Below are 25,407 nucleotides of genomic sequence, written 5' to 3'. Positions count from 1 at the left end.
ATGCTGACACACTCCGATCAGCCACACCTTCCCCCGATCGATCACTGCGAGGTGCCCCGGCGGGCGGGCGGCGGTGTCGAGGAATCGGTCTTCGAGGCGATCCACCAGATGATGGGCGCCGCGGGCGCGCGTGACGAGCTGGTCTCCGGGACGGCCGTGACCTGCCGGTGTCCGTCGCATGCCGATGCCATTCGCGCCGGTGCGGGCGAGCGCAGGCTCACCATCGTCGAGGAACCGCTCGCCCAGTTGCGCTATCTGCGTTTCACCGGGCAACTTCCAAACAGCGGCTCGGTAATCCTCTACGACTTGGGCAGTTCCGGGCTGACCATCACCCACGCCGATTGCCGCACCGACACGATTCTGTCCAGCAGACGCAGCACGGTGCTCGGCGGCGACGGCTACGACGCCCTGCTGCGCTGGCGGCTGGCCCGCGACGGCGTACTCACCGACAAGCCGACCAGCAGGCGGCATCGCGAGGAGTTGAGCGACGCCAGGGTGGTCACGGCGATCGACACCGACACCGGCGACCGAGCCGTGCTGACCCGCAGCGACCTGACCGAGCTCTTCGCCGCGGGCATCCACCACTCGGCGTCGTTCGTGCGCCAGATCATCGATGAAACCGGCGTGCGACCGGAGGCCTTGGTGCTGCTCGGCGGCTGCACCCGCAGTCCCAGCATCCGCGCCGAACTGGCCGAACTGGTCGATCTGCCGATCATCTACGACCCGGAACCAGACCTCGTCTCCGCACGCGGGGCCGTCCTGCTGGCCGCCGAACGCCGCAGCGGCGACCTGCGCATGCCCCGGGCACGCGCCGGAGCCACCCTGGTCCCACCCACCGTGGACCGGCGCAAACTCATCGCCGCGATCGCGGTCACCGTCGCCCTCGGCGCCACCATCGCCGGACTCCTCGCCACCGACAAAGGTTCGCCCCGCCCAGAAAACGGCAGCGAGCGCAGACCGGCCGAAATCGTCGCGCCCACACCCAGTTCCTTCGGATGACCTGCCCTTCGGAGCCCTGTACAACGCTGGTCATTCTGCGCCGGAGCGGTATTCGTGCCACCGGTCCACAGCGGTCCGCACGGCCTCCTCGTCTTCTTGCGCATGAGCCCCGGAAGCTTCGGCCGCGCCGAGGACCACGCCGTCATCGGTGATCAGGACGCCACCGGCGAAGGGGACGAAGTCACCGCCGTGCAGGTGCTGGATGCTGTCGACGATCGCGCCAGGAAGCTGCGCGCCTCGGCCACAGCGATCCGAGTGGTCATCGGCATGCCGCCGTCGGCGCGCCGTAGGACGATCACGGCGCCGCTCACGTCCAGAACGGCGTCCCCGAGCCGACCGCGCCCGGCCGAGTGGGCGGCCGGGCGAAGTCGTCGTCAGCGGTTGGTGAACTTCGCGGGGCGCTTCTCGACGAAGGCGGTCATGCCTTCCTTCTGGTCCTCGATCGCGAACAGCGAGTGGAAGACGCGGCGTTCGAAGCGCAGGCCCTCGGCGAGGGTGGTCTCGAACGAGCGGTTCACCGCCTCCTTGGCGATCATCGTGACCGGCAGCGACATCGACGCGATGGTCTCGGCGACCTCGAGCGCGGTGTCCAGCAGTTCCGCGGCGGGCACGACGCGCGAGACCAGACCGGCGCGCTCGGCTTCCTCGGCGTCCATGTTGCGACCGGTGAGCACCAGATCCATCGCCTTCGCCTTGCCGATCGCGCGGGTCAGGCGCTGCGAGCCGCCGATACCGGGGATGACGCCCAGCTTGATCTCCGGCTGCCCGAACTTCGCGGTGTCCGCGGCCAGCAGGATGTCGCAGATCATGGCCAGCTCGCAGCCGCCGCCGAGCGCGTAGCCCGCGACCGCGGCGATGGTGGGCTTGCGGAACTGCGCCAGCCGGTCCCAGCGGGCGAAGTAGTCGTTCAGGAACATGTCCATGTACGACTTGGGCTGCATCTCCTTGATGTCGGCGCCCGCCGCGAAGGCCCGCTCCGATCCGGTGATCACGATGGCGCCGATCTCGTCGTCGTGCTCGAGCTCGTCGAGCGCGGCGATGACGTCGTCGAGGACCTGCGCGTTCAGCGCGTTCAGCGCCTTGGGGCGGTTCAGCGTGATCCAGCCGACCCGGCCCTTGCGTTCCAGCAGAATCGTCTCGAAGTCTCTCACTGGGCACCCTCTTGGTCGGAACGGTTACGGACATCGGTGACGATAGCGGAGAAGTCCCGCCCGGCGTCCGTCTGGTTGAACCGGGTGTAGATGTCCGCGGCGAGCATGCCCAGCTGGCCGTCGACGTTGTTCTCGCGCAGTGCGTTCGCGGCCAGACCGAGGTCCTTGGTCATCAAGGCGGTGGCGAAACCGGGCTGGTAGTCGTTGTTGGCGGGGCTGGTCGGCACCGGGCCGGGGACCGGGCAGTAGTTGGTCAGCGCCCAGCTCTGTCCGGAGGCGGTGGAGACCACGTCGAAGAACGACTGATGGCTCAGCCCCAGCTTCTCGCCGAGCACCAGCGCCTCCGACAGCGCGATCATCGAGACGCCCAGCAGCATGTTGTTGCAGATCTTCGCCGCTTGGCCCACGCCGGATCCGCCGCAGTGCACGACTTTGCCGCCCATCACCTCGAGCACGGGAAGAGCAGCCGCGAAGTCCTCGGCGCCGCCGCCGACCATGAAGGTCAGCGTGCCCGCCGCCGCACCGGCCACACCGCCGGAGACGGGAGCGTCCAGCGCGCGATGTCCGGCGGCGGTGGCGCGTTCGGCCGCGGCTTTGGCGTCGGCCACGTCGATGGTGGAGCAGTCGATGAACAGTGTGCCGGGCGCGGCGACCGGGAGGAGTTCGGCGTACACGTCGAGGACGAGTTTGCCGTTCGGCAGCATGGTGATCACGGTGTCGGCGGCGGCCGCCTCCGTTGCCGCGCCGACCACCCTCGCGCCGTCGCGCTCGGCCTGTTCCCGTGCCGCGGGCACCGGATCGAAGGCGAGCACCTCGTAACCCGCCCGCACCAGGTTGGCCGCCATCGGCGCGCCCATGTGGCCCACACCGAGGAAACCGATTCGCTTGCTCATCACGCCACCTCCGGGGCCACCAGACCCAGTTCTCGTTCACCCAACTCGGCGAAGTATGCGTCTACCTGCGCGTCCATGACCTCGGCGAGGGTCGCGGGCGACCACCGCGGGTCGCGGTCCTTGTCGATCACCTGGGCGCGGATGCCCTCGACCAGATCGTGTGAGGACAGCGAGGCGACCGAGACCCGGTACTCCTCGTTCAGCACCGCCTCCAGGCTCGGCGCGGTGCGCGCGGCGCGCAGCGAGCGCAGCGTCACCTTCAGCGCGACCGGGGATTTCGCCAGGATCTCGGCGGCGGCCGCCCGTGCCTCAGGAGCTTCGTGTGCCTCCAGGCGTGCGACGATCTCCTCGACCGAGTCGGCGCTGTAGCAGGCGTCGATCCACTCCTGTCCGGCGACCAGCGCGGATTCCGGTGCGTCCGTGGCGAACTTGGCGACCGCGATATCGGCGCTCTCCGAGCGCAGCGTCTCGAGCAGCGCGGGCAGGTCATCCGAGGCGACGAAGTAGTCGGCGAAGCCCGCCGCGATGGCGTCACCGGCACTCATGCGCGCGGTGGTCAGCGCGACGTGGGTGCCGATCTCACCCGGTGTGCGCGCGAGCAGATAGGTGCCGCCGACATCGGGAACGAAGCCGATGCCCACTTCCGGCATGCCGATCTTGGATCGTTCGGTGACGATGCGGTGGCTGCCGTGCCCGGACAGACCGACGCCACCACCCATCACGATGCCGTCCATCACCACCACATACGGCTTCGGGTAACGGCCGATCAGCGCGTTCAGGACGTACTCGTCGCGCCAGAACCGACCGGTCGCCGAATCCGCGCTATTCGCACCATTTTTCGCGTCGTCGTGAATGGCGACGATATCGCCGCCCGCGCACAGGCCGCGCTCACCCGCACCCGTGACGACCACCGTGCGCACCGCGTCGTCCTCGGCCCAGGTGCGCAGTGCATCCGTAATAGCCAGGGCCATCGAGTGATTCAGGGCGTTGATGGCCTTCGGCCGATTCAGCGTGATCAGGCCCAGCCCGTCGCGCTGTTCGAGCAGAACTTCTGGTTCGGTCATGCTCTGTCCTCTCTGGCATGAGCGGGGCCCTCCATGGTCACGCTGCGCTGCCGCCTCCGGGCCTGACCGCTCATGACTGCGCCTCGCTGGCGCTCGGCTCCGTCATGCGCGGTGCGCGCGGTGTCGATGATTCGCTCGCTGCGCTCACTCATGCCGCTCCTACCACCGAGCGGGCGACGACCACCCGCATGATTTCGTTGGTGCCTTCGAGAATCTGGTGCACCCGCAGGTCCCGGACGATCTTCTCCACGCCGTACTCGGCCAGATAGCCGTAGCCGCCGTGCAGCTGAAGCGCCTTGTTGGCCACCTCGAAACCGGCGTCCGTCGCGAATCGTTTCGCCATGGCGCACAGCTCGACCTTGTCCGGCGCGTCGGCGTCCAGTGCCGCCGCGGCCCGCCACAGCAGGGTGCGCGCGGCCTCCAATTCGGTTCGCATATCGGCGAGTTCGAATTGCAGCGCCTGATTCTTCAACAGCGGCTTGCCGAACGCGTGCCGCTCGGCGAGATACGGCACCGTCTTGTCCAGCGCGGCCTGCGCGCCGCCGACCGAGCACGCGGCGATATTGAGCCTGCCGCCGTTGAGTCCGTTCATCGCGATGCGGAAGCCATCGCCCTCCGCGCCGAGCCGGTTCGCCGCGGGAATCCTGGCGTCGGAGAAGATCACCTGACGGGTCGGCTGCGCGTTCCAGCCCATCTTCTTCTCGTTGGCGCCGAACGAGACGCCGGGGGTGTCGGCGGGCACGATGAACGCCGAGATCCCGCGCGCCCCGGCGTCTCCGGTCCGCGCCATGACGACGTAGACGTCGGTGGCGCCCGCGCCGGAGATGAACTGCTTGGCGCCGTTGAAGATGTAGTCGTCGCCGTCGCGAACGGCCTTGGTGGCCAAGGCCGCCGCGTCCGAGCCGACACCCGGTTCGGTCAGCGCGTAGCTGGCCAGCAGCTCCATCGTGGTCAGGCGCGGCAGCCAGCGGTCGCGCTGTTCCTCGTCGCCGTAGCGGTCGATCATCCACGTGGCCATGTTGTGGATGGAGATGTAGGCGGCGATGGCCGGGCAACCGGTGGCCAGCTGCTCGAAGATGCGGACGGCGTCGAGCCTGCGCAGGCCGGATCCGCCCACGTCCTCGCGGACGTAGATGCCGCCGAGTCCGAGCGGGCCCGCCTTGCGCAGCACGTCGACCGGGAAATGCTTCTGCTCGTCCCATTCCAGCGCGTTCGGGGCGAGGAATTCGTCGGCGAAGCCGCGCGCGGTGTCGCGGATCGCCTTTTCGTCGTCGTCCAAGTCGAACATCGGCGTCAGTCCATCGTCGGGATGACGAACGCGTTGGTCTCCTTCAGGCCGGAGGGCCAGCGCTGCGTCACGGTCTTGGTCTTGGTGTAGAAGCGGATCGAATCCGGACCGTGCTGGTTCAGATCGCCGAAACCGGAACGCTTCCAGCCGCCGAAGGTGTAGTACGCGATCGGCACCGGGATCGGGACGTTGATGCCGACCATGCCGACCTGCACCCGCGCGGCGAAGTCGCGGGCGGTGTCGCCGTCGCGAGTGAAGATGGCGACGCCGTTGCCGTACTCGTGCTCGTTGGCCAGCCGCAGCCCTTCTTCGTAGTCCTTGGCGCGGACCACGCTCAGCACCGGACCGAAGATCTCCTCGCGGTAGATCCGCATGTCCGGGGTGACCTTGTCGAACAGCGTCGCGCCGACGAAGTAACCGTCCTCGGCGCCGTCCACCACCAGCCCGCGACCGTCCACCACCAGCTCGGCGCCCTCATCGACGCCGAGCTGGACGTAGTTGTTCACGCGATTCACCCCGTCCTGGCCGACCAGCGGGCCGAAGTCGGCGCCGGGGTCGTCGGAACGGCCGACGTTGAGCTTGTGCACCCGCTCGGTCAGCTTGGCCACCAGGCGATCGGCGGTCTCCTCGCCGACCGGGACGGCCACCGAGATGGCCATGCAGCGCTCGCCCGCGGAACCGTAGCCCGCGCCGATCAGCTGGTCGGCGACGTCGTCGAGGTCGGCGTCCGGCATGACGATCGCGTGGTTCTTCGCGCCGCCGAAGCACTGGGCGCGCTTGCCGTTCGCGGTCGCGGTCTCGTAGATGTACTGCGCGATCGGGGTGGAGCCGACGAAGCCGACGGCCTTGATCCGCGGGTCGTGCAGCAGCGTGTCGACGGCTTCCTTGTCGCCGTTGACCACGTTGAACACACCGGCGGGCAGACCGGCCTCGAGGAACAGCTCGGCCAGCCGCAGCGGCACCGAGGGGTCGCGTTCGGAGGGCTTGAGCACGAACGCGTTGCCGGTGGCCAGCGCGGGACCGGCCTTCCACAGCGGGATCATGGCCGGGAAGTTGAACGGGGTGATGCCCGCGACGACGCCCAGCGGCTGGCGCATCGAATAGACGTCGATGCCGGTGCCCGCGCCTTCGGTGTACTCACCTTTGAGCAGGTGCGGGATGCCGGTGGCGAACTCGATGACCTCCAGTCCGCGCTGGATGTCGCCCTTGGCGTCGGCGATGGTCTTGCCGTGCTCGGAGGACAGCAGCGCGGCCAGCGAGTCCATCTCGTCCTGCACCAAGGTGAGGAACTTCATCAGCACACGCGCCCGCTTCTGCGGGTTGAACGCGGCCCACTGCGGTTGCGCAGCCTCGGCATTCGCGATGGCCGCCTCGACTTCGGACTTGCTCGCCAACGGCACCCGGGCCTGCACCTGCCCGAGATTGGGGTCGAAGACATCACCGAAGTTGCCGGACGCCCCCGGCACATGCTGTCCGCCGATGAAGTGGGTGAGTTCGCGAACCATGCCAGTCCTGTTCTCGTAGCCGATGCGGTATGCGGGAATCCTATAGTTGGATGTCCAACTATCAACAGACAGTCCCGCCCGATGTGATTCATCCCACGCCTCCGCTACCCCGAGGGTGAGTGGCACATGGCTGCGGCAAAACGCGAGAAGGAGCCGCCATGGTGTGCCACTCGCGGAGCTACTTGGATCGGGCGAGGCGGAATGCGCCGAAGGTGAGGGTGAGTGCGCCGATCGCTACGACGACGGCTGCCGCGCCGAGGGCGTCGTCGGTCCATTCGGCGACGGCCTCGCCGACGGCGAGCGCGACGGACACGGCGCCGCCGATGACGAGCACTGCCGATCGCTGAGTCGCGTAGAGGACGAAGCAGACCAGAGCTACCAGTGCTGTGAGACCGTAAGCCCAGGTCCGGCCCTCGATGTCGATGCTCTGCGCGGCCGCGATGGAGGTGACGATCGCGATGAGATATCCGACCTGGGTTTCGATCAGGACGCCGAGTCTGGTCAGCGCGAACCACGCGCCACCGAGCAGCAGCACGGCCGCGCTGCCCCACGCGTCGTCGAGGCCGAACACCTCGGTGAGCATCCCCGCGACGGCCGCGGGCACGAAGCAGGCGCAGACGAGCATGCCGGGCACCGATGGCAGCGCGAGGTAGCCGAGCACCGCGACCACCGCTCCCGCCACACACGCGAAAACCCAACCGTCGTCGACTTTTCCGCCCTCGAACGCGGTGCCGACAGCCCCGGCGAGCGCGACGGAAGCCAAGGCGAACAACACCGCCGCAAGCCTGGCGCGCGCGCCGTGCGCCCTCTGGCGAGTGAACAACGCACCGGCGAGCAGAACTCCGCCGAACAGCAACGCGGCCGCCACGATGGCGAGCACTCCGACCCGGACCGGACGTCCCAGGTCCTCCCAGGACGAAGCCATCACCAGGAAGATCCCGCCGAACACCAGACCGGCGCCGAGGTAAGCGGCGATCTCCGCGAGCACCTTCCCGCGCGCCGCCGCAGCCTGCTCGACAGCGAGCGCCGCAAGCACCGCGTCGGCCTGCTCTCGGGACAGCACACCCTCGGCGACCAGCCGCCCCACCGCGGTCCCCGCTCTGTCGTCGCTCACCATGCGCCCAGTATGTCCGAGTCGATAGCGCGGGCAACACAAATCAGTCCCGGACAACCTTGCCCCGTACCGCTGTTGGCGTCGACCTTGCGGAACCACGTTCGCGCCCCGACAACGCGGACCGCCTCGCACGACCGCCGTCGAACTCGACCAGCCACTGTCCAAGTCGGTTATCCAAGCGTGATCCGGAGTCGAATCCGTTCGTCCACCAGGACCGTGGATTCCATTTCCGCGGTGGCACCGCTGCCGTCGCGCCCGATACGGCCCACAACCTGGCGGTGTGATCACGATCACCGTAAGATTAGTTTGACGTCCTAGTATCGGGCGCCAATGGACTCGCCGGAGGAATCCCGTGGCCGACCGCAGCGCGCTCTACACGCCCATCCATCCCGTTCGCTTCGTCACCTCCGCCGCCCTCTTCGACGGCCACGACGCGGCGATCAACATCATGCGCCGCATCCTCCAGAGCCAGGGTGCGGAGGTGATCCACCTCGGCCACAATCGCGCGGTCAGCGAGGTGGTGGACGCGGTGCTCACCGAGGACGCACAGGGCGTCGCGGTCAGCTCGTATCAAGGCGGCCATGTCGAGTACTTCGAATATCTGGCGGACGCGCTGCGGAAGGCGGGGGCCGAGCATGTCCGGATCTTCGGCGGCGGAGGGGGCGTGATCGTCGCCGAGGAGATCGCGCGACTGGCCGAATCCGGCGTCACCATCTTCTCCCCCGAGGACGGGCAGCGACTCGGCCTGCCCGGGATGATCAATCAGTTGATCCGCGACTGCGACATCGACGTGGCGGCCGAGCCGCCCGCGCCGGACGCGGTGCTCGCCGGTGAGCGATCCGCTCTGGCCCGCGCCATCACCTGCCTGCAAGGCAACACGCTGCCGGAGATCGACCGGCAGAGGCTGGCCGAAGCCGCCGCGGCGCGCCGGGTGCCGGTACTGGGCATCACCGGGACCGGCGGCTCCGGAAAGTCCTCGCTGACCGACGAATTGGTGCGCCGACTGCGGTCGGACCAGCAGGACAAGCTGCGGGTCGCGATCCTCGCGGTGGATCCCACCCGGCGGCGCGGCGGCGGCGCGCTGCTCGGCGACCGCATCCGGATGAACGCGCTGGACGGCGATCACGTCTTCTTCCGCTCGTTGGCCACCCGCGGCGGGCGGGAGCTGCCGGACAACATCGACCTGATCATCACCGCGTGCAAGGCCGCCGGGTACGACCTGGTCATCGTGGAGACGCCGGGCATCGGCCAGGGCGACGCGGCGGTGACCGACCATGTGGACGTCTCGCTGTACGTGATGACGCCCGAGTTCGGCGCCGCCTCCCAGCTGGAGAAGATCGACATGCTGGATTTCGCGGACGTGGTGGCGATCAACAAGTTCGAGCGCCGCGGCGCGGCAGACGCGTTGCGCGACGTAGCCAGGCAGCTGATCCGCAATCGGGAGGAGTTCCAGGCGACGCCGGAGGACATGCCGGTCTTCGGCACCAGCGCCGCGACCTTCAACGACGACGGGGTGACGGCGCTCTACCAGCACCTGACCGGTCTGCTCGCCGACCACGGCCTGCCGCTGGAGCCCGGCACGCTCCCGAGGGTCGACACCCGCGTTTCCACGCGCTTCGCACAGCTCATCCCGCCCGCACGGGTCCGCTACCTGGCCGAGATCGCGGAGACCGTCCGCGCGTACCACGCCGAGACCGCCGCCCAAGTCGTCGCGGCGCAACGCCTGCAACGCCTCGAGCAGGTGGCGGCCGAGCTACCCGATGACCACGCCGTAGCCGAACTGACCGAACGCGCACGCGCCGAGCTCACCCCGGCGAATGCCGCGCTCCTGGCCGAATGGCCCTCGCTGTCCGAGTCCTATCGGGGCGACGAGCAAGTGGTGCGCGTGCGCGACCGCGAGATCCGCACCCCGCTGCGCCGGGAGACGCTGTCCGGCAATTCGATTCCGCGCGTCGCTCTGCCCCGCTACACCGATCACGGTGAGCTGCTGCGCTTCCTGCGCGCCGAGCACCTGCCGGGCCGATTCCCCTTCACGGCCGGGGTATTCGCGTTCAAACGCGACACCGAGGACCCGGCCCGGATGTTCGCGGGCGAAGGCGACGCGTTCCGCACCAATCGCCGGTTCAAGGTGCTGAGCGAGCATTCCGACGCGAAAAGGCTTTCCACGGCGTTCGATTCGGTGACGCTCTATGGTCACGACCCTGCCGAGCGCCCCGACATCTACGGCAAGGTCGGCACATCGGGGGTGTCGATCGCCTCGCTCGACGACATGAAGGTCCTCTACGACGGCTTCGACCTGACCGCGCCGACCACGTCGGTGTCGATGACCATCAACGGGCCGGCGCCGACCATCCTGGCGTACTTCCTCAACACCACGATCGACCAGGCGCTGGATCGGTTCGCCACCGAACAGGGACGCCCACCGAGCGACGCCGAAGCGGCCGACATCCGCGCCAGGGCGCTGGCCACCGTGCGCGGCACGGTGCAGGCGGACATTCTCAAGGAAGACCAGGGTCAGAACACCTGCATCTTCTCCACCGAGTTCAGCCTGCGGATGATGGCCGACATCCAGGAATGGTTCGTCCGCAACGGCGTCCGCAATTTCTACTCGGTGTCCATCTCCGGCTACCACATCGCCGAGGCGGGCGCGAACCCGATCAGCCAGCTGGCCTTTACCCTGGCCAACGGGTTCACCTACGTGGAGGCGTATCTCGCGCGCGGCATGCACATCGATGACTTCGCGCCCAACCTGTCGTTCTTCTTCTCCAACGGAATGGACCCGGAGTACTCGGTCATCGGCCGGGTGGCCCGGCGCATCTGGGCCATTGCCATGCGCGATCGCTACGGCTCAGGCGAACGCTCGCAGAAGCTCAAGTACCACATTCAGACCTCCGGCCGGTCGCTGCACGCGCAGGAGATGAACTTCAACGACATCCGCACCACCCTGCAAGCGTTGATCGCGATCTACGACAACTGCAACAGCCTGCACACCAACGCCTACGACGAGGCGGTGACCACCCCGACCGAGGAATCGGTGCGCCGCGCGCTGGCCATCCAGCTCATCATCAATCGGGAGTGGGGCGTCGCGATGAACGAGAATCCGCTGCAGGGTAGCTTTCTCGTCGACGAGCTCACCGACTTGGTCGAGGAGGCCGTGCTGGCCGAGTTCGACCGGATCAGCGAGCGCGGCGGCGTGCTCGGCGCGATGGAGACCGGCTACCAGCGCGGCAAGATCCAGGACGAATCGATGCGCTACGAGCAGCGCAAACACGACGGTTCACTGCCGATCATCGGCGTGAACACCTTCCGCAACTCGCACGGTGAACCGCGCCGGGTGCTGGAATTGGCGCGCGGCACCGAGGCGGAGAAGCAGTCGCAGCTGCGGCGGGTCCGGGAATTCCAGCGGCGCCATCGCGACGACGCCCACGCCGCGCTGGCCCGTCTGGAGGCGGTGGCCCGCACCGACGACAACATCTTCGAGGTGCTGATGGACGCCGCCCGCGTATGCACGCTGCAACAGATCACCGACACCTTCTTCCGCGTCGGCGGGCAGTACCGCCGCAACGTGTGAGGCGCGGAAAGCCCTGAGCCCTCAGAAGATTCGCACCTCCGGGATGCTGTCCATGAGCGCGGCCCACTCCGGGTACTTCGCGAGCTTCGCCTCGTGCAGCGCCATGATCTTCTCCCGCAGCTCGGGATCGGGCTGATCGGTGACGTCGGGACCGATCGCGATCTTCGCGAAGTGCGGGATGATCCGCGGATCGCCCTCCAGATGGACCGGGTCGTGCATGTAGCGCTGCAGCGCGTCCAGGTCTTCGATGCCGACGCAGTAGGCGTGGGTCAGCCCCTCGGACGCGTCGCCCAGGTTCTGGCCGACCGTCGAGAACGACACCGACTCCACCGACGCGGTACGCCGCATCGTCGCGAGTACCTCGGCTTTCTGCTCCTCGGTGGTCTCCGGGCGGAAACCGAAGCGCAGCAGGTGAACGATCATGAACTCCTCCTCCAATTGAACTTTCTGGTTCAATCTAGAGAACTTATCAGTAGATACACAAGATTGAACTCGCGAGTTCATTCAGATCGTGGGAGGCGATAACATGCAGGGATGGCCGGAACAACGGCGGCGCGCGGCCGCATCGACAAGCGACAGGCGATCCTGGATGTCGCGTTCACCGTCTTCGCTCGCCGCGGATACGACAAGGCCTGCGTGCAGGAGATCGCCGACGAGGCGGGTGTCGCCAAACCGACGGTCTACAACCATCTCAACGACAAGCAGACGCTGTTCCAGCACGCGACGCTCGCCGCGGCCGACGCCGTCGCGGCCCAGACCCTGGCGATCGTCGAGGAGTTGCGCGAGCCCGGGGATGATCTGGCCGCGGCGCTGACCGATGCGGCGCGCCGGTTGCTGGAGGTCTGCGCGAGTGATCGCGCCCGTGCCTTGCGCGCGCTCACCTGTGCCCAGCTCGCGGCGTTTCCCGACCTCGTCGACACCGTTCTCACGCGCACCTCGCGCACGGTCGCCGAGGCGCTGGCCGATCGGCTCGCCCGGCTCGCGCTCGCGGGCCGACTCCGCGTCACCGAGCCGTCGGAGGCCGCCGAGCAATTGCTCGCCCTGCTCACCGCCCCCCTGGAGGCCCGCTCCCGGCTCGGGACCCGCCCGGTCCCCGCCGACGAACTCGAGAGCATCGCCGCGGCCGCGATCCGTACTTTCCTGGCCGCCTACGGGTCTCGCTGATCACCGGACCCGCTTCGCGGGACGTGTGACAATCGGGCCCGGGCAGACCTTCAGCGCGGTTGGGACGGCAGACATGGATCTCTCGGGCATTCGGATCATCGACGCACACATCCACCAGTGGGACCCGTTCACCACGCCCCGGGATTTCAGTGGGCTGGCGAAGCTGCTGCGGCGGCTGCCGGTGCCGGTGGACCTGGCCAAGCGCCTGGCACCGCGACGCGACCGCGAATTCGTCGGCGACCCGGTTGCCTACCTGCGGCCCTACCTTCCGTTCGACTACCGCGCCGACGCCGGGAACGCGCCGATCGAGGCGGTCGCGCACATCGAGGTCGAATGGTCGCAGCCGGGTCCGCTGGGGAAGGCAGGCGAGACCGCCTGGGTGGCGGGGCTGCCGCTGGAGGCCGCGCCGCGGCTGGGCGCGATCCTCGCGGGAGGCGACCCGGCGGAGCCAGGATTTCCCGAGTTACTGGACGCGCACGCCGCTGCCTCGCCGCTGTTGCGCGGGATTCGCACGATGGTCGCCCACCATCCGGATCCGGGCGTGCGGTCGTTCACCGACGCGCCGGGCAAACTCACCAGCAAGGCGTTCCTGGACGGCTTCGCGCACCTCGCCGACCGCGGCCTGTCCTTCGAAGCGTGGGTGTACTCGCACGCCATTCCGGATGTGACCGCTCTCGCCGAGCGCTATCCGGAGGTGGCGATCGTGCTGAACCATCTCGGCACGCCCGCGGGGATTTTCGGAGCGGTCGGCAAGCACACCGGTACCCGTCCCGGACTGCGCAGACAACTGCTGGTGCGATGGCGCGACGATCTCAGCGCTCTGGCCGCGCAGCCGAACGTGGTCGCGAAGGTCAGCGGGCTGATGATGCCGATTCTCGGCCACCCGGTCCCGCCCCGCGGCACGCCGACGCCCGTGCCGCAGCTGCTCGACCGCGTCGGCCCGCTGGTCGAGCACGCCCTCGACGTCTTCGGCGCCGATCGCCTCATCTGGGGCTCGAACTTCCCCGTGGACAAGCCGATCACCAGCATTCCCGACAGCATCGAGACGATCGCGACCGCGATCACCGGTCACGGCGGCGGGCAAACGGAACTCGAGCAGGTCTTCCGGACCACCGCGCAGCGGGTGTACCGGATCGCGGACTGAACCGGCACGACGTCTGACCATGACACCCACCACCTCTGGTTCGACTACGAGATCGGCTGATCCGGCCGCCGCGCAGCGGCCAGTCGCGCGGTGAGTTCGGCGCGAGCGGTCGCCAGCGACGGCCCGTACCAGGTGAGGGCGCGACCCTCGACCAACGCGACCGGAATGTGCGGAAATGCCTCCGGCCCATCGGATTCCGTGAAGACGTAGGGCTCGTCGGGGAGCACCGCCAGGTCGACACCCTCGATCAGCTCCGCCTCTGTGACGCGGGGATAGCGCTCGGGGCGAACGGCGTGCACCAGCCGTAACCCGAGACGGCGCGCGATATCTCCGGTGAAGGTGTCGCGTCCGACCACCATCCACGGATTGCGCCAGATCGGGATGACCGCGGCGCGTTCCGGCTCGGGTGGCGGTGCGGCCCAGGCTGATTCGGCCTCGACCAGCCAGGGCGGGATGCCGACGCCGAGCGCCTGGACGCAGAGCCGGGCCAGGGAAGCCATGGCGTCGTCGACGGTTTCGATCCTGGTGACCCACACCGGGATTCGCGCGGCGCGTAGCCGCACGACATCGAGGCGGCGGTTCTCCTCCATGTTGCACAGCACGAGATCCGGGCGGAGTTCGATGATGCGCCGGACGTTCGGGTTCTTGGTGCCGCGGACCCGTTCGACCGCCAGGTCCGCCGGGTGCGTGCACCACTGTGTCGCGGCGACAAGGACTTCTGGACACGTCATCGCCACCGCCTCGGTCAGCGACGGCACCAGCGAAACCACCCGGCGCGGGGGCGTGCGGATGTCGACGGGTGCGCCGAGGTCGTCGCGCGGCAACGCTGCCGGTGGACTCTTCCCTGCCACGCATGCCAGCCTATAACAGAACATATGCGCTGGTCGGTATGCATTTCAGTCGCACGCCGCCCCCGGGCTCGGCCGAGCTGATGTCCAGCGGGACCGTGGTTTACGCGTCAAGTTCGGCGCAAGGGCAGTGCGGGGGCAGTTCCATACGGAAGGGTCCAGCGGGAGACTGAGTAAGGCACCCGGCGTCGGGAAGTCTCCGGTCCCTTCGCTGCGCCGGACTCGATCCCGCCCCGACTATCCGGCGTTGTACCGACAGCCCCGATGCTGGGTGCCCACCAAACCCGTTCAGTCGTCGAATCGACGATACAGCGCGGTGAGTTCACGCAGGCCGGTCGCGGCCGTCGTCTCGTCCGGGGCGGTCATCCGCAGCGCCTTGCGCACCAGTAGCGGGTCCAAATCCTCTGGCGCTGGACGGTTTTCCGGGTTCGGCAGGTGCGGCAATACGATGTGGTCGCCGTACGGGTCGTCGGAGACGGCAGGCCGCGCCTCGCGCTCGATGCCGCCGATCAGCGTGTCCAAGTCGAGGCCGCGCAGGGTGAGAATCTCGCGCGGGCGTTCGTCGAGCCGCTCGGCCAGCAGGTAGCAGACCGCGGCCACGTGCTTGCACGGCCAGCCCGGATCCGGGCAGGTGCAGGTGAAATCCAGGTCCGCCGCGGTGCTCGGCAGCAGCAGCGGCCGGAGGCCGGTCGGCAGCGCGCCCGACGCGATCTCGGCGAGCATGCCCGGCGCGGAACGGATGGCCTCGATCAGCAGCTCGAGCTCGTCCTCACGCAGCGGACGCACGGTGAACACCGCCGTGAACGGACGCGGTTGGCTGCCCTGCACTTCCGCGGTCACGGCGCCGGGCTCGATCCGATAGTTCACCACCTGTCCCGACCTGGCGTAATTGCGGCCGCGCGCCAGACGCCCCGGCTCCGCCATCCGCTCCACGGAGTCCACCAGGGCCTTGCCCCACCACGTGCGCCCGAACGCCCCGCGGCGGCTGCGTGCGGCGACCCCGCCGCGCACCGGCAGCTTCTTTCCGTACTCGGAGTAGTCGACGAAGGGACTCATTCGCCCACCGCCGCGGCGCCCAGGGTGAACAAATCGCGCAGTTCGTCGGTGCTCAGCTCGGTGATCCAGTTCTCCCCGGCGCCGACGGCCAGATCGGCGAGCTGCCGCTTGCCGGTGATCATCTCGTCGATCCGCTCCTCGATGGTGTCCACGCAGACCAGCTTGCGCACCTGGACGTTGCGCCGCTGCCCGATCCGGAACGCGCGGTCGGTGGCCTGGTTCTCCACCGCCGGATTCCACCAGCGGTCCAGGTGGACGACGTGATTGGCGGCGGTGAGGTTGAGTCCCGTGCCACCGGCCTTGAGCGACAACAACATCAGCGGCGGCCCGTCCTGCGCCTGGAACCTGGTGACCATGTCGTCGCGCTTCTTCTTCGGCACCCCACCGTGCAGGAACGGGATCGCGGCCCCGAACCGCTCGGCCAGATACGGCGCGATCAGTTCGCCGAACTCACGGAACTGGGTGAACAGCAAGGCTTTCTCACCGTCCGCCAGCACCGCGTCCAGCACGTCCTCGACGAGGGCGAGCTTGCCGGAACGGTGGGCGCCGCGGTGCAGCACCGCCGATCCGTCGCCGAGAAAATGCGCGGGATGGTTGCACACCTGCTTGAGCCGGGTGAGCGCGCCGAGGACGGCGCCCTTGCGGGCCATCCCCTCGGCGTCCTTGATCTTGGCGAGCATGTCGTCGACAACCGCCTGGTAGAGCGCGGCCTGTTCGACGGTGAGGTTGGCCCGCACCGTCATCTCGAGTTTGTCCGGCAGGTCGCTGATCACCGCGGGGTCGGTCTTCACTCGGCGCAGCACGAAGGGCCGGGTGAGCCAGCGCAGGCGGCTGATCGCGTTCTCGTCGCGCTCGCGTTCGATGGGCACCGCGAAGCGCGCGCGGAACGACTGCGGGCTGCCGAGCACCTTCGGCATCGCGAAATCCATGATGGAGCGCAGCTCTTCCAACCGGTTCTCGACCGGAGTCCCGGTGAGCGCCAGCCGGTGGCGCGCGGGCAGCGACCGTGCCGCCCGCGCCTGCCGCGTGCCCGCGTTCTTGATGTGCTGTGCCTCGTCCAGCACGACGCGGTCCCACGATTGCCTGCCCAGTTCCTCGACATCGCGGGCCAGCAGCGCGTAGGTCGTGATCACCAGATCGGCCGCGGCGATCGTCTCGTCGAGTTCCGCGCCCACCAGACGCCCAGCGCCGTGGTGCACCCACACGCGGAGATCGGGCGCGAATCGCTCGGCCTCGCGCTGCCAATTGCCGACCACCGACATCGGGCACACCAGCAGGGTCGGGCCCGGCTGCTCGGTCTCGGCGGCCGTCTCGCGCTCGTGCACCAGCAGGGCGAGCACCTGGACGGTCTTGCCGAGCCCCATGTCGTCGGCGAGGATCGCGCCGCAACCCATCCCGCTCATGGTCGCCAGCCAGGCCAGACCGCGCTCCTGATACGGCCGCAGCTCGGCTTTCAACCCGACCGGCGGCGCGACCGGGGCGGGCGCGTGGGCGCCATCGAGCAGGTCCGCCGCCCAGCCCGAGGCGGTGACCTCGGCGATCGGCACCCGCTGCACCCGTGATCCCGCGATCTCACCGAGCATGTCCGCGAAGGTGACCGGAGAGTCGTCGGTGTGCGCGGCGACGTAGCGGGCCGCGGCGGCGAGCACCTTGTGGTCGGCCTGCACCCACTGTCCGCGCAATCGGACCAGATCGGACTTGCCGTGCACGAGGCGTTCCATCTCGGCCGGGGTGAGGACGATGTCGCCGAGCGCGAGTTCCCAGCGGTAGGAGACCAGGCCGCGCATCCCGACGGTGCTCTCGGCGGCGGGTACCGCGCTGTCCACCCGCAGCCGCATGCTCGGCTCGGCGACGCTCCACGCCCGCGGCAGCAGCAGCCGGACGCCCGCGGCGCGCAGGGCGTGCGCGCCGTGCGCGACCAGATCGAGCACCACCTCGGTGGGCAGCAGCAGATCCATGCCGCGCGGGTCGCTCGGTAGATCGCGCAATCGAGGGTAGGCCCGCTGCGCCGCGCCGAGTTTGTCCACCGCGATCCGGACCAGGTTCGGATCACCATGCAGCGGGACGGATTTCGGCGCCTCGCCGGTGACGGCGAGACAGACCTCCAACCGCCACAGCGCCCCCGTCTGCTCGCCGGTGCCGAATTCGCCGTCCGGCTCGAGCAGGCGAAGCACCAGCTCCGGTTCGTCGCCGGTCAGGCTGGCGCGCCACTGCTCGAGCACCTCGGCCACCTGATAACTGCCGTTGTCCAGCGGAGTGTCGCCGACCAGGGCGGCCACCAGGGGATGCGGCGAATCGGTCAGGTCGACCAGCGCTCGCGCGATCGGGTCGGTGAGTTCGGTGACCATATCGTCGAGCAGCGCGGCCGGACGCCCGGCCACTCGCAGCGCCTGCGGCATGGCGACGGCCAGCTCGGCCAGCCAGGCGCGTTGCCGCTCGCCGCCGACCAACCGCCAGCGCACCCACCACTCGCCGTCCTCCCGGCGCAGCTGGGGAACAACCCGCCCGGCGCGCACCCAGCGCTCGACCCCGCGCGCGACGTGCGCGAGGAAGCGCAGATCGCCCGCCACCATCTCGGCGGGCAGCCGCTGCCGCAGCACCTGGGCCGCCACCGCGGGAGTCAGCGCATGCGCCCGGACCTGCTCGGCGCCGCCGGACCCCGGGGCCAAGACCTCGGCACGGTGCCGGAACTTCGCGGCACGCAGCACGCTGCCCAGCGGGTCGGGTAGCGCGGCAGCCGGTTCGTGGGGCAGCGCGGCGACCGGCGAGTCGTACCAGAGCAGCATCCCGCCACCCGGCGACCACAGACCGTGCAGCATCACCCCATCCAAGCAGGCGGGTCCGACAGAGTCGCGGCCGCCGGGGACCCGTCCAGGTCGTGACCGCACCGGGTTGCGATCGGCATATCCGCCGACAAATGGACACTGATCAGCGCCGAGTCCAGGTACCGCCGGGTGGCCGCTTCAGCGCGGGACGCCCAGACCTGCTGTCGTCCAACGAGATACGCGGGCGACCGCGATCGGTGAAGCGCCTGCCACGCCTGACACACACATTGCGCAGCCCCAACGGCTGCGACCGGCGGACACGCCGACGACGTGCCGCAGCGGGCGAACAACGCAGGTCAGGCGTAGTTTCGAAGGTGCGGCCAGTACCGGGAAGGCAGGGACGAGCCAGGCGGGACGGCACGGGCCGGAGGACGCGAGGACTCCGCCCCCGCCGAACGCACGGGCAGTACCCAACGGACCGGAAAAGGAACATACTGGGATATCCGCTGGTCATCGCGGAAGAACCGCAGCTTGGTGTCAAGGGAAGCGGAGGAAGCAGCATGACGATTCTGCTCCAGGTCCTCGAACAGAGCTTCACACCGACGACCGCGTGGGAACGACGGAAGTTCACCTTCGTGCACGCCGACAAGATCGTCGGCATGCGCTGCGACGGACAGTCCGGCGTGTGGCTGGACCTGTCGCGACCTGGGGAATCGCAGCGTCTGGCGCGGACAAGCGACCCGCGTGAAGCGGTCACGTTCCTGCTCACCACGTTCGCGAAGATCGCCGAGTGCGAGGAACGCGGCGGCTCGTGGGTGATCGGGCACGACGGAACACACATCGAGTCCATCGCGGCCACCCGATTCCCACCCCGGGTGAGCGAGGTCACCGACGACGATCTGCTGGCGCGCGCCTGGCTGTAAGGCTGCCGCCGTCAGTTCCCCGTCGCCACCGGCCGTTTCGGATCGTTCGACCACTGCGACCACGAACCGGGATACAGCGCCGCCTCGACACCAGCGACCGCGAGCGCGGCGATCTGATGCGCCGCCGTCACGCCGGACCCGCAGTACACCGCGACCGGCCCGGAGCCGAATCCGGCGAAGCGGTCGCGCAGTTCGTCCGCTGTCCGGAAGCGGCCATCGGCGTCGAGGTTATCGGCGGTCGGAGCACTGACCGCGCCGGGAATGTGTCCGGCACGGGGATCGATCGGCTCCACCTCACCGCGGTAGCGCTCGCCCGCGCGGGCATCCAGCAGCACGCCCTGCCAGCGTGCCGCGCCGTCCGCGTCGATCACGGGCAGCCGACCGGGGCTCAATTCGACATCGCCCGGCTCGGGATCCGCTTCGGCGCCGGTCGCGATCGGTCCGCCCGCGCCGCGCCAGGCGGGCAGCCCGCCGTCGAGAATGCGCACGTCCGCGACGCCCGCCCAGCGCAGCAGCCACCAGGCGCGGGCGGCGGCCATGCCGCCGGTCGCGTCGTAGACCACCACCGGATCGCCGTCGCACAGCCCCCAGCTGCGCGCGCACTTCTCCAGTTGCGCGGGGTCGGGCAGCGGGTGCCTGCCGCGGGCGGGTGAGGGAGGCGCGGCCAGTTCGGTTTCCAGATCGACGAAGACCGCCCCGGGGATGTGGCCGTCGAGATAGTGCTGCGGCCCATCCGGGTCGCCCAGCGCCCATCTGACGTCCAGTAGGCGAAGCCGCTTGTCCGCCAAGGCTTCCCGAAGCTCCCCCGGTGAGATCAGTACCGCGCTCAACCCAGCTCCTCGTCCCGAATCGCATCCTCGCGCACCGACTCCCCCACCCTACGCATCCGGATGCGCCGATGTCGCCATACTCGCGCGTACCGCAGCGCGTCCGGCGAAGCCGGGTGGCGCGAGTCAGGCCAGTTTCCGGGCACTGGCTGGTGACACGGCCCGGTGACCAGGGGCAATATCCGGCCAATGTCGAACGTTTCCACGGCCCCGGCCACCACCGCGCGCCGACCCGAACGATCGAAGGCCGATCTCGTCCCGCCGCTCGGCGCGGGCGTGGTGACGGCGCTGGTGGGGTTCACCAGTTCGTTCGCCGTTGTGCTGAGCGGGCTGACCGCGGTGGGCGCGACTGCCGCACAGGCGGCGTCGGGTCTGCTCGCGCTGTGCCTCACGCAGGCGATCGGCATGATCCTGCTGAGTTACCGGTATCGGATGCCGATCACGCTGGCCTGGTCCACGCCGGGCGCGGCGCTGCTGGCCGGCACCGGGGCGGTGGCGGGCGGGTGGCCCGCGGCGATCGGCGCCTTCGTGGTGGCCGGGGTGCTGATCGTGATCACCGGGCTGTGGCAGCGGCTGGGCGCGCTGGTCGCCGCGATCCCGGTGGAGATCGCGCAGGCCATGCTGGCCGGAGTGCTGCTGCCGCTGTGCCTGGCTCCGGTGCGGGCGGTGCAGACCAGTCCGGCGGTGGTGGTTCCGGTGATCCTCGTCTGGCTGGTGCTGCAACGGTATGCCAAGCGCTGGGCCGTGATCGCGGCCTTCGCCACCGCGGCGGCCGGGGCCGCGATCAGCATCGTGGTCCAGCACAGGCCGCTCGACGTCGGCGCCATGGTTCCGTCGCTGGAACCGACCCTGCCGCACTGGAGTTGGCAGGCGCTGATCGGCGTCGCGATCCCGCTCTACATCGTGACCATGGCGTCGCAGAACATTCCCGGCACCGCGGTGCTGGCCTCGTTCGACTACCGCGTTCCGTGGCGCGCGGCGATGACCGTCACCGGCCTCGGCACCGTCCTCGGGGCGCTCGCGGGCGGGCACGCGATCAACCTCGCCGCGATCAGCGCGGCGCTCTCGGCGGGGCCCGCCGCGCATCCGGACCCGAAGCGACGCTGGATCGCGGCGTTCACCGCGGGCGTGGCCTACTTGCTACTGGCGCTGGGCTCCGCCGCTCTGGTCACCCTGGTCGCGGCCGCTCCGGCGGGCACGCTGGAAACCGTCGCGGGTCTGGCCCTGATCGGAACGCTCGCCACGGCGCTCAACGCGGCGCTGAGCGCCAGCGAACACCGAGAGGCCGCCGTCATCACCTTCGTGATCGCGGCATCCGGCATCGGCTTCGCCGGAATCGGCGCGGCCTTCTGGGCCTTGCTCGCCGGTCTGCTGGTGCGCACAGCGCTCCGCTAGATACCGGCCGGTCGCCGCTACGCCTGGAGAGCGGCCTGGAAACGGCGCATGCCGTCGATCCAGCGGTCGTAATCCGAGCCCTTGTGGCGGTACATCTTCAACACCTCCGGATGCGGAAGGATCAGGAAGTGCTCGTCCGCGACGCCGGTGAGGACGATCTCGGCGACCTCGTCCGGGGACAGCACCGCGCCCGCGCTGGTGACGGCTTTCACCGCGAGCTCGGCTTCGGCGGCGTGTTCCGGTGGGACGAGTCCGCCGTGCAGCAGCTGGGTGTCCACGCCCATCGGACACACACAGCTCACCCTGACCCCTCTGTCGCCGTACGTGACCGACAGCCACTCGGCGAAACCGACGGCCGCGTGTTTGGACACCGCGTAAGGCGCCGAACCGAGCTGGGTGAGCAGACCCGCCGCCGACGCCGTGCTCACGAAATAACCGCCGCCACGCTCCAGCCAGCCGGGCACCAGCAGCCGCGCGGCGCGGACATGGGCCATCACGTTGACCTCGAGCGCGGCCGCCCACTGCTCATCGGTGCTGTCCAGACCCGCGCCGCCGCCGATGCCCGCGTTCGCGAAATACAGATCCACCGGACCGAATTCGGCCTCGGCGCGCTCGATGAGCCCGCGGATCACCGTTTCGTCAGCCACGTCGCCACCGATCGCGACCGCGGCAGAGCCGAGCGACTCCGCGACCCGCGCCGCACTCGCCTCGTCGAGGTCGGCGAGCGCCACCCGCGCCCCACCCGCGACGAGTCGGCTCGCCAGCGCTGCCCCGATCCCAGCACCCGCCCCCGTGACGATCGCAACCTTGCCCGATATCTCCATCCCCTCACCCTAGGCGGCTGCCTCGCCTCCGCGCCTTCGGAGCCATCCGCCCCTCGCCGAGAGCTCCCGACCACCTCGTACCGCCACGGGTGTGCGATGGCGTAGGTCGGCGCGTCCGGATCGAAGAGGACTCAGCTCGAATTCGCCAGGCGATCCAACAGCGGCGCGGTCCGCGGGCCGACCAGCTCGCGCATCACCAGCGCCATGTTGGTCCGCTCGACGCCGGGAATCTTCAGGATCTGCCCCGCGATCCGGTACAGGTCGTCGGCGTCCTGCGCGACCACCCGAACCGTGAGGTCGGTCAGCCCGGTCATGCCGCACACCTCGGTCACCTCGGGCACCTCGGCGAGTTCGTCGACCACCGAATCCAGCCGGTGCTGATCGACGACGACCGCGACGAACGCCGCGAGCGGATAACCGAGCGCGCGCGGCTCGACGCGGCGCTCGAAACTGCCGAGCACGCCGCCCGCCTCCCAGCGCGACAGCCGAGCCTGCACGGTATTGCGGGACAGGCCGAGCCGGGCGGCCAGCTCGACGCCGGTCGCCCTGGGATTGGCGACCAGCTCCAGCAACAGCCTGGCGTCGGTGGCGTCCAGGGTCACGCCGACGTTTTCTCTGGTCATACCACGCAGTATGACACCATTCGTGGGGGCAGAATTGAGCATTCTGCCCATTCGCCTGTCAAGCACTTGCGCAGTTCGCATTCTGGTGGATGCTGTGAGATAGAACACATTCCTTGTGGCGTGACGGGGTGAGCACCGATGACGGGCAAGTCCGAGTACCCGGTCCAATTGGTACAGCCGGATGGTCGCCGTGTGCTCGATCCCGAGCATGCCGCGCTGGTCGCCGACATCGGCTCCGAGCAGCTGCGCGAACTGTACGAGGACATGGTCGTCACCCGAAGGATCGACACCGAGGCCACCGCGCTGCAACGCCAAGGTCAGCTCGGACTGTGGGCGCCGCTGCTCGGGCAGGAAGCCGCCCAGGTGGGTTCGGCGCACGCGCTGCATCCCGACGACTACGTGTTCTGCGGCTACCGCGAGACCGCGGTCGCCTACTGCCGCGGCGTGCCGCCCGCCGACCTCACCCGGCTGTGGCGCGGCGCCGCCCACCACTGCTGGGATCCGCACGCGGTGAACATGACCAACCCGAACATCGTGGTCGGCTCCCAGGGCCTGCACGCCACGGGCTACGCCTTCGCCGCGCACTTGGACGGCGCCGACATCGCCACCATCGCGTACTTCGGCGACGGCGCGAGCAGTCAGGGCGATATCGCCGAGGCGCTGGGGTTCGCCGCGAGCTGGAGCGCGCCCGTGGTGTTCTTCTGCCAGAACAATCACTGGGCGATCAGCGAACCGGTGCGCGTGCAGAGCGCCACCCCGATCGCGCACCGCGCGTACGGATACGGCATGCCGGGCAAGCAGGTCGACGGCAACGACGTGCTGGCCGTGCTCGCCGTGACCAGGCAGGCGGTGGCGCGGGCGCGCTCGGGCTGCGGCCCGTCGTTCATCGAGGCGCTCACCTATCGGATGGGTCCGCACACTACGGCGGACGATCCCACCCGCTACCGCTCGACCGCCGAGACCGAGCAGTGGGCGCGGCGCGATCCGATCGACCGGATGCGCAAACTGCTCGAACGCGAGGACCTGTGGGACGAGGCGTTCGCCCGGCGCGTCGCGGAGCGCTCCGACGAGATCGCCCAGGCGGTGCGCAGCGCCACCATCGACATGCCCGACCCCGACCCGATGGAGTTGTTCGACCACGTCTACACCACCCCGCACCCGCTGATCACCGAACAGCGGAGGGCGTACGCGGAGTACCTGACCGGCGATCCCGGCCTGTCCTCCGCACGAGGAGAAGGAGTCACACAATGATCACCACCTTCGCCGCCGCGCTCAACACCGGTTTGCGGCGCGCGCTGGAGGACGACCCGAAAGTCTTGCTGATGGGCGAGGACATCGGCCGTCTCGGCGGGGTGTTCCGGGTGACCGACACACTGCAGAAGGACTTCGGCGACAATCGCGTCATCGATACGCCACTGGCCGAATCCGGCATCATCGGAACGGCTTTCGGGATGGCGCTGCGCGGCTACCGGCCGGTGTGCGAGATCCAGTTCGACGGCTTCGTCTACCCCGCGTTCGACCAGATCGTCTCGCACGTGGCGAAGATCAACTACCGGACGCAGGGAAAGGTCAACGCGCCGCTCACCATTCGCATCCCGTTCGGCGGCGGCATCGGGTCGGTCGAGCACCACTCCGAGTCGCCCGAAGCCTATTTCGCACACACCGCGGGCTTGCGCGTCGTGACACCGAGCAACCCGGCGGACGCGTATTCGATGATCCGCCGAGCGATCGCGCTGAACGACCCGGTGATCTTCTTCGAACCCAAGCGCAGGTATTGGGACAAAGCCGATGTCGACTTCGCCGCGCTCGACCGTGACGGCGGGCTGCCGCTCGACCGCGCCAGGGTGTGCACGACGGGCACGGACGCGACCGTCGTCGCGTACGGCGGCACCGTCGCGACCGCGCTGTCGGCCGCGAAGATCGCCGCGGCGGAGGGCCTCTCGCTCGAGGTGATCGACCTGCGCAGTCTCTCGCCGATCGACTTCGACACGATCGAGGAGTCGGTCGCGAAGACCGGGCGCCTGGTCGTGACGCACGAGGCGCCGGTATTCGCCGGGCTCGGTGCGGAGATCGCCGCGCGGATCACCGAGCGCTGCTTCTACCACCTCGAATCACCGGTTCTGCGGGTCGGCGGATTCGACATCCCCTATCCCCCGGCTAAGCTCGAGAAGCACCACCTGCCCGACCCCGACCGCATTCTCGACGCGGTCGACCGCTCCCTCGCCGCCTGACGCGGGTTCGCCGTAGTGAGAG

Annotated in this window: 22 protein-coding genes; 8 read left to right on the top strand and 14 right to left on the bottom strand. The window is 69.2% G+C overall.

Annotated features, from left to right (window positions below; translation table 11 throughout):
- The gene (locus ON34_RS05290) at positions 1 to 999 is read left to right on the top strand and encodes an Hsp70 family protein (protein WP_245547892.1); all 999 of its coding nucleotides are present in this window, start codon (positions 1 to 3) and stop codon (positions 997 to 999) included.
- 30 nt (positions 1,000 to 1,029) lie between these two features.
- Here ON34_RS05290 and ON34_RS38440 read toward each other — a convergent pair whose 3' ends face one another.
- From ON34_RS38440 to ON34_RS05255, 7 genes are all read right to left on the bottom strand, one after another.
- On the bottom strand, positions 1,030 to 1,194 hold the full coding sequence (locus tag ON34_RS38440) for a heme-binding protein (protein WP_373291862.1): 165 nt from the start codon (positions 1,192 to 1,194) through the stop codon (positions 1,030 to 1,032).
- 179 nt (positions 1,195 to 1,373) lie between these two features.
- On the bottom strand, positions 1,374 to 2,150 hold the full coding sequence (locus ON34_RS05280) for an enoyl-CoA hydratase (RefSeq protein ID WP_040774937.1): 777 nt from the start codon (positions 2,148 to 2,150) through the stop codon (positions 1,374 to 1,376).
- Complete coding sequence (gene mmsB, locus ON34_RS05275) at positions 2,147 to 3,043, bottom strand: 3-hydroxyisobutyrate dehydrogenase (protein ID WP_040774934.1); 897 nt, start codon at positions 3,041 to 3,043, stop codon at positions 2,147 to 2,149. The genes ON34_RS05280 and mmsB overlap by 4 nt, the downstream gene beginning before the upstream one ends.
- On the bottom strand, positions 3,043 to 4,107 hold the full coding sequence (locus ON34_RS05270) for an enoyl-CoA hydratase/isomerase family protein (RefSeq protein WP_040774932.1): 1,065 nt from the start codon (positions 4,105 to 4,107) through the stop codon (positions 3,043 to 3,045). Before ON34_RS05270 ends, mmsB begins: the two co-directional genes overlap by 1 nt.
- Before the next feature lie 148 nt (positions 4,108 to 4,255).
- Complete coding sequence (locus ON34_RS05265) at positions 4,256 to 5,395, bottom strand: acyl-CoA dehydrogenase family protein (RefSeq protein ID WP_040774930.1); 1,140 nt, start codon at positions 5,393 to 5,395, stop codon at positions 4,256 to 4,258.
- 5 nt (positions 5,396 to 5,400) lie between these two features.
- Entirely contained in the window at positions 5,401 to 6,900 is a 1,500-nt protein-coding gene (locus ON34_RS05260) for a CoA-acylating methylmalonate-semialdehyde dehydrogenase (RefSeq protein ID WP_040774927.1), read from the bottom strand.
- Between the two features lie 178 nt (positions 6,901 to 7,078).
- Entirely contained in the window at positions 7,079 to 8,017 is a 939-nt protein-coding gene (locus tag ON34_RS05255; protein ID WP_040774925.1) for a DUF2157 domain-containing protein, read from the bottom strand.
- A 349-nt stretch (positions 8,018 to 8,366) separates the two neighbouring features.
- Here ON34_RS05255 and icmF point away from each other — a divergent pair, with 349 nt between their 5' ends.
- Positions 8,367 to 11,585 carry a fused isobutyryl-CoA mutase/GTPase IcmF gene (gene icmF, locus ON34_RS05250; RefSeq protein WP_040774922.1) on the top strand — a complete coding sequence of 1,073 codons (3,219 nt, stop codon included), beginning with the start codon at positions 8,367 to 8,369 and terminating at the stop codon, positions 11,583 to 11,585.
- A gap of 21 nt (positions 11,586 to 11,606) precedes the next feature.
- Here the strand turns inward: icmF and ON34_RS05245 are convergent, their stop codons facing one another.
- Positions 11,607 to 12,008: a Dabb family protein gene (locus ON34_RS05245; RefSeq protein WP_040775044.1), complete on the bottom strand. Its 402-nt coding sequence runs from the start codon at positions 12,006 to 12,008 to the stop codon at positions 11,607 to 11,609.
- A 111-nt stretch (positions 12,009 to 12,119) separates the two neighbouring features.
- On the opposite strand from ON34_RS05245, the gene ON34_RS05240 reads away from it, so the two are divergent.
- Together ON34_RS05240 and ON34_RS05235 are read left to right on the top strand one after the other, a co-directional pair.
- Positions 12,120 to 12,749: a TetR/AcrR family transcriptional regulator gene (locus tag ON34_RS05240; protein ID WP_040774920.1), complete on the top strand. Its 630-nt coding sequence runs from the start codon at positions 12,120 to 12,122 to the stop codon at positions 12,747 to 12,749.
- 73 nt (positions 12,750 to 12,822) lie between these two features.
- Positions 12,823 to 13,893, top strand: coding sequence for an amidohydrolase family protein (locus tag ON34_RS05235; RefSeq protein ID WP_040774917.1), 1,071 nt, complete (start codon positions 12,823 to 12,825; stop codon positions 13,891 to 13,893).
- A gap of 44 nt (positions 13,894 to 13,937) precedes the next feature.
- On the opposite strand, the gene ON34_RS05230 is transcribed toward ON34_RS05235, so the two are convergent.
- The 3 genes from ON34_RS05230 to ON34_RS05220 form a co-directional block, all read right to left on the bottom strand.
- Positions 13,938 to 14,744, bottom strand: coding sequence for a helical backbone metal receptor (locus tag ON34_RS05230; protein WP_281032436.1), 807 nt, complete (start codon positions 14,742 to 14,744; stop codon positions 13,938 to 13,940).
- A gap of 285 nt (positions 14,745 to 15,029) precedes the next feature.
- Positions 15,030 to 15,797, bottom strand: a complete 768-nt coding sequence (locus ON34_RS05225) for an SWIM zinc finger family protein (protein ID WP_040774913.1) — start codon at positions 15,795 to 15,797, stop codon at positions 15,030 to 15,032.
- Positions 15,794 to 18,616 carry a DEAD/DEAH box helicase gene (locus ON34_RS05220; protein ID WP_040774910.1) on the bottom strand — a complete coding sequence of 941 codons (2,823 nt, stop codon included), beginning with the start codon at positions 18,614 to 18,616 and terminating at the stop codon, positions 15,794 to 15,796. The genes ON34_RS05225 and ON34_RS05220 overlap by 4 nt, the downstream gene beginning before the upstream one ends.
- A gap of 506 nt (positions 18,617 to 19,122) precedes the next feature.
- Between ON34_RS05220 and ON34_RS05215 the strand changes: the two genes are divergently transcribed.
- Positions 19,123 to 19,485: a hypothetical protein gene (locus tag ON34_RS05215; RefSeq protein ID WP_040774907.1), complete on the top strand. Its 363-nt coding sequence runs from the start codon at positions 19,123 to 19,125 to the stop codon at positions 19,483 to 19,485.
- An 11-nt stretch (positions 19,486 to 19,496) separates the two neighbouring features.
- Here the strand turns inward: ON34_RS05215 and ON34_RS05210 are convergent, their stop codons facing one another.
- A complete protein-coding gene (locus ON34_RS05210; protein ID WP_083889157.1) occupies positions 19,497 to 20,315 on the bottom strand; it encodes a sulfurtransferase in 819 nt (272 codons plus the stop codon).
- A 186-nt stretch (positions 20,316 to 20,501) separates the two neighbouring features.
- On the opposite strand from ON34_RS05210, the gene ON34_RS05205 reads away from it, so the two are divergent.
- On the top strand, positions 20,502 to 21,707 hold the full coding sequence (locus tag ON34_RS05205; protein ID WP_040774904.1) for a benzoate/H(+) symporter BenE family transporter: 1,206 nt from the start codon (positions 20,502 to 20,504) through the stop codon (positions 21,705 to 21,707).
- 17 nt (positions 21,708 to 21,724) lie between these two features.
- On the opposite strand, the gene ON34_RS05200 is transcribed toward ON34_RS05205, so the two are convergent.
- Positions 21,725 to 22,531, bottom strand: coding sequence for an SDR family oxidoreductase (locus tag ON34_RS05200; RefSeq protein WP_040774901.1), 807 nt, complete (start codon positions 22,529 to 22,531; stop codon positions 21,725 to 21,727).
- A 131-nt stretch (positions 22,532 to 22,662) separates the two neighbouring features.
- Complete coding sequence (locus ON34_RS05195) at positions 22,663 to 23,154, bottom strand: Lrp/AsnC family transcriptional regulator (protein WP_040774899.1); 492 nt, start codon at positions 23,152 to 23,154, stop codon at positions 22,663 to 22,665.
- 138 nt (positions 23,155 to 23,292) lie between these two features.
- Here ON34_RS05195 and pdhA point away from each other — a divergent pair, with 138 nt between their 5' ends.
- Both pdhA and ON34_RS05185 read left to right on the top strand, forming a co-directional pair.
- Positions 23,293 to 24,405, top strand: coding sequence for a pyruvate dehydrogenase (acetyl-transferring) E1 component subunit alpha (gene pdhA, locus ON34_RS05190; protein WP_040774897.1), 1,113 nt, complete (start codon positions 23,293 to 23,295; stop codon positions 24,403 to 24,405).
- Positions 24,402 to 25,385, top strand: a complete 984-nt coding sequence (locus ON34_RS05185) for an alpha-ketoacid dehydrogenase subunit beta (protein ID WP_040774894.1) — start codon at positions 24,402 to 24,404, stop codon at positions 25,383 to 25,385. Before pdhA ends, ON34_RS05185 begins: the two co-directional genes overlap by 4 nt.
- The last annotated feature ends 22 nt before the right edge of the window (positions 25,386 to 25,407 follow it).

The sequence above is a fragment of the Nocardia pneumoniae NBRC 100136 genome (assembly GCF_000308755.1).
Taxonomy (GTDB): domain Bacteria; phylum Actinomycetota; class Actinomycetes; order Mycobacteriales; family Mycobacteriaceae; genus Nocardia; species Nocardia pneumoniae.
Note: the sequence above shows the minus strand (reverse complement) of the source record. Positions and strands in the feature narration are given on the sequence as shown.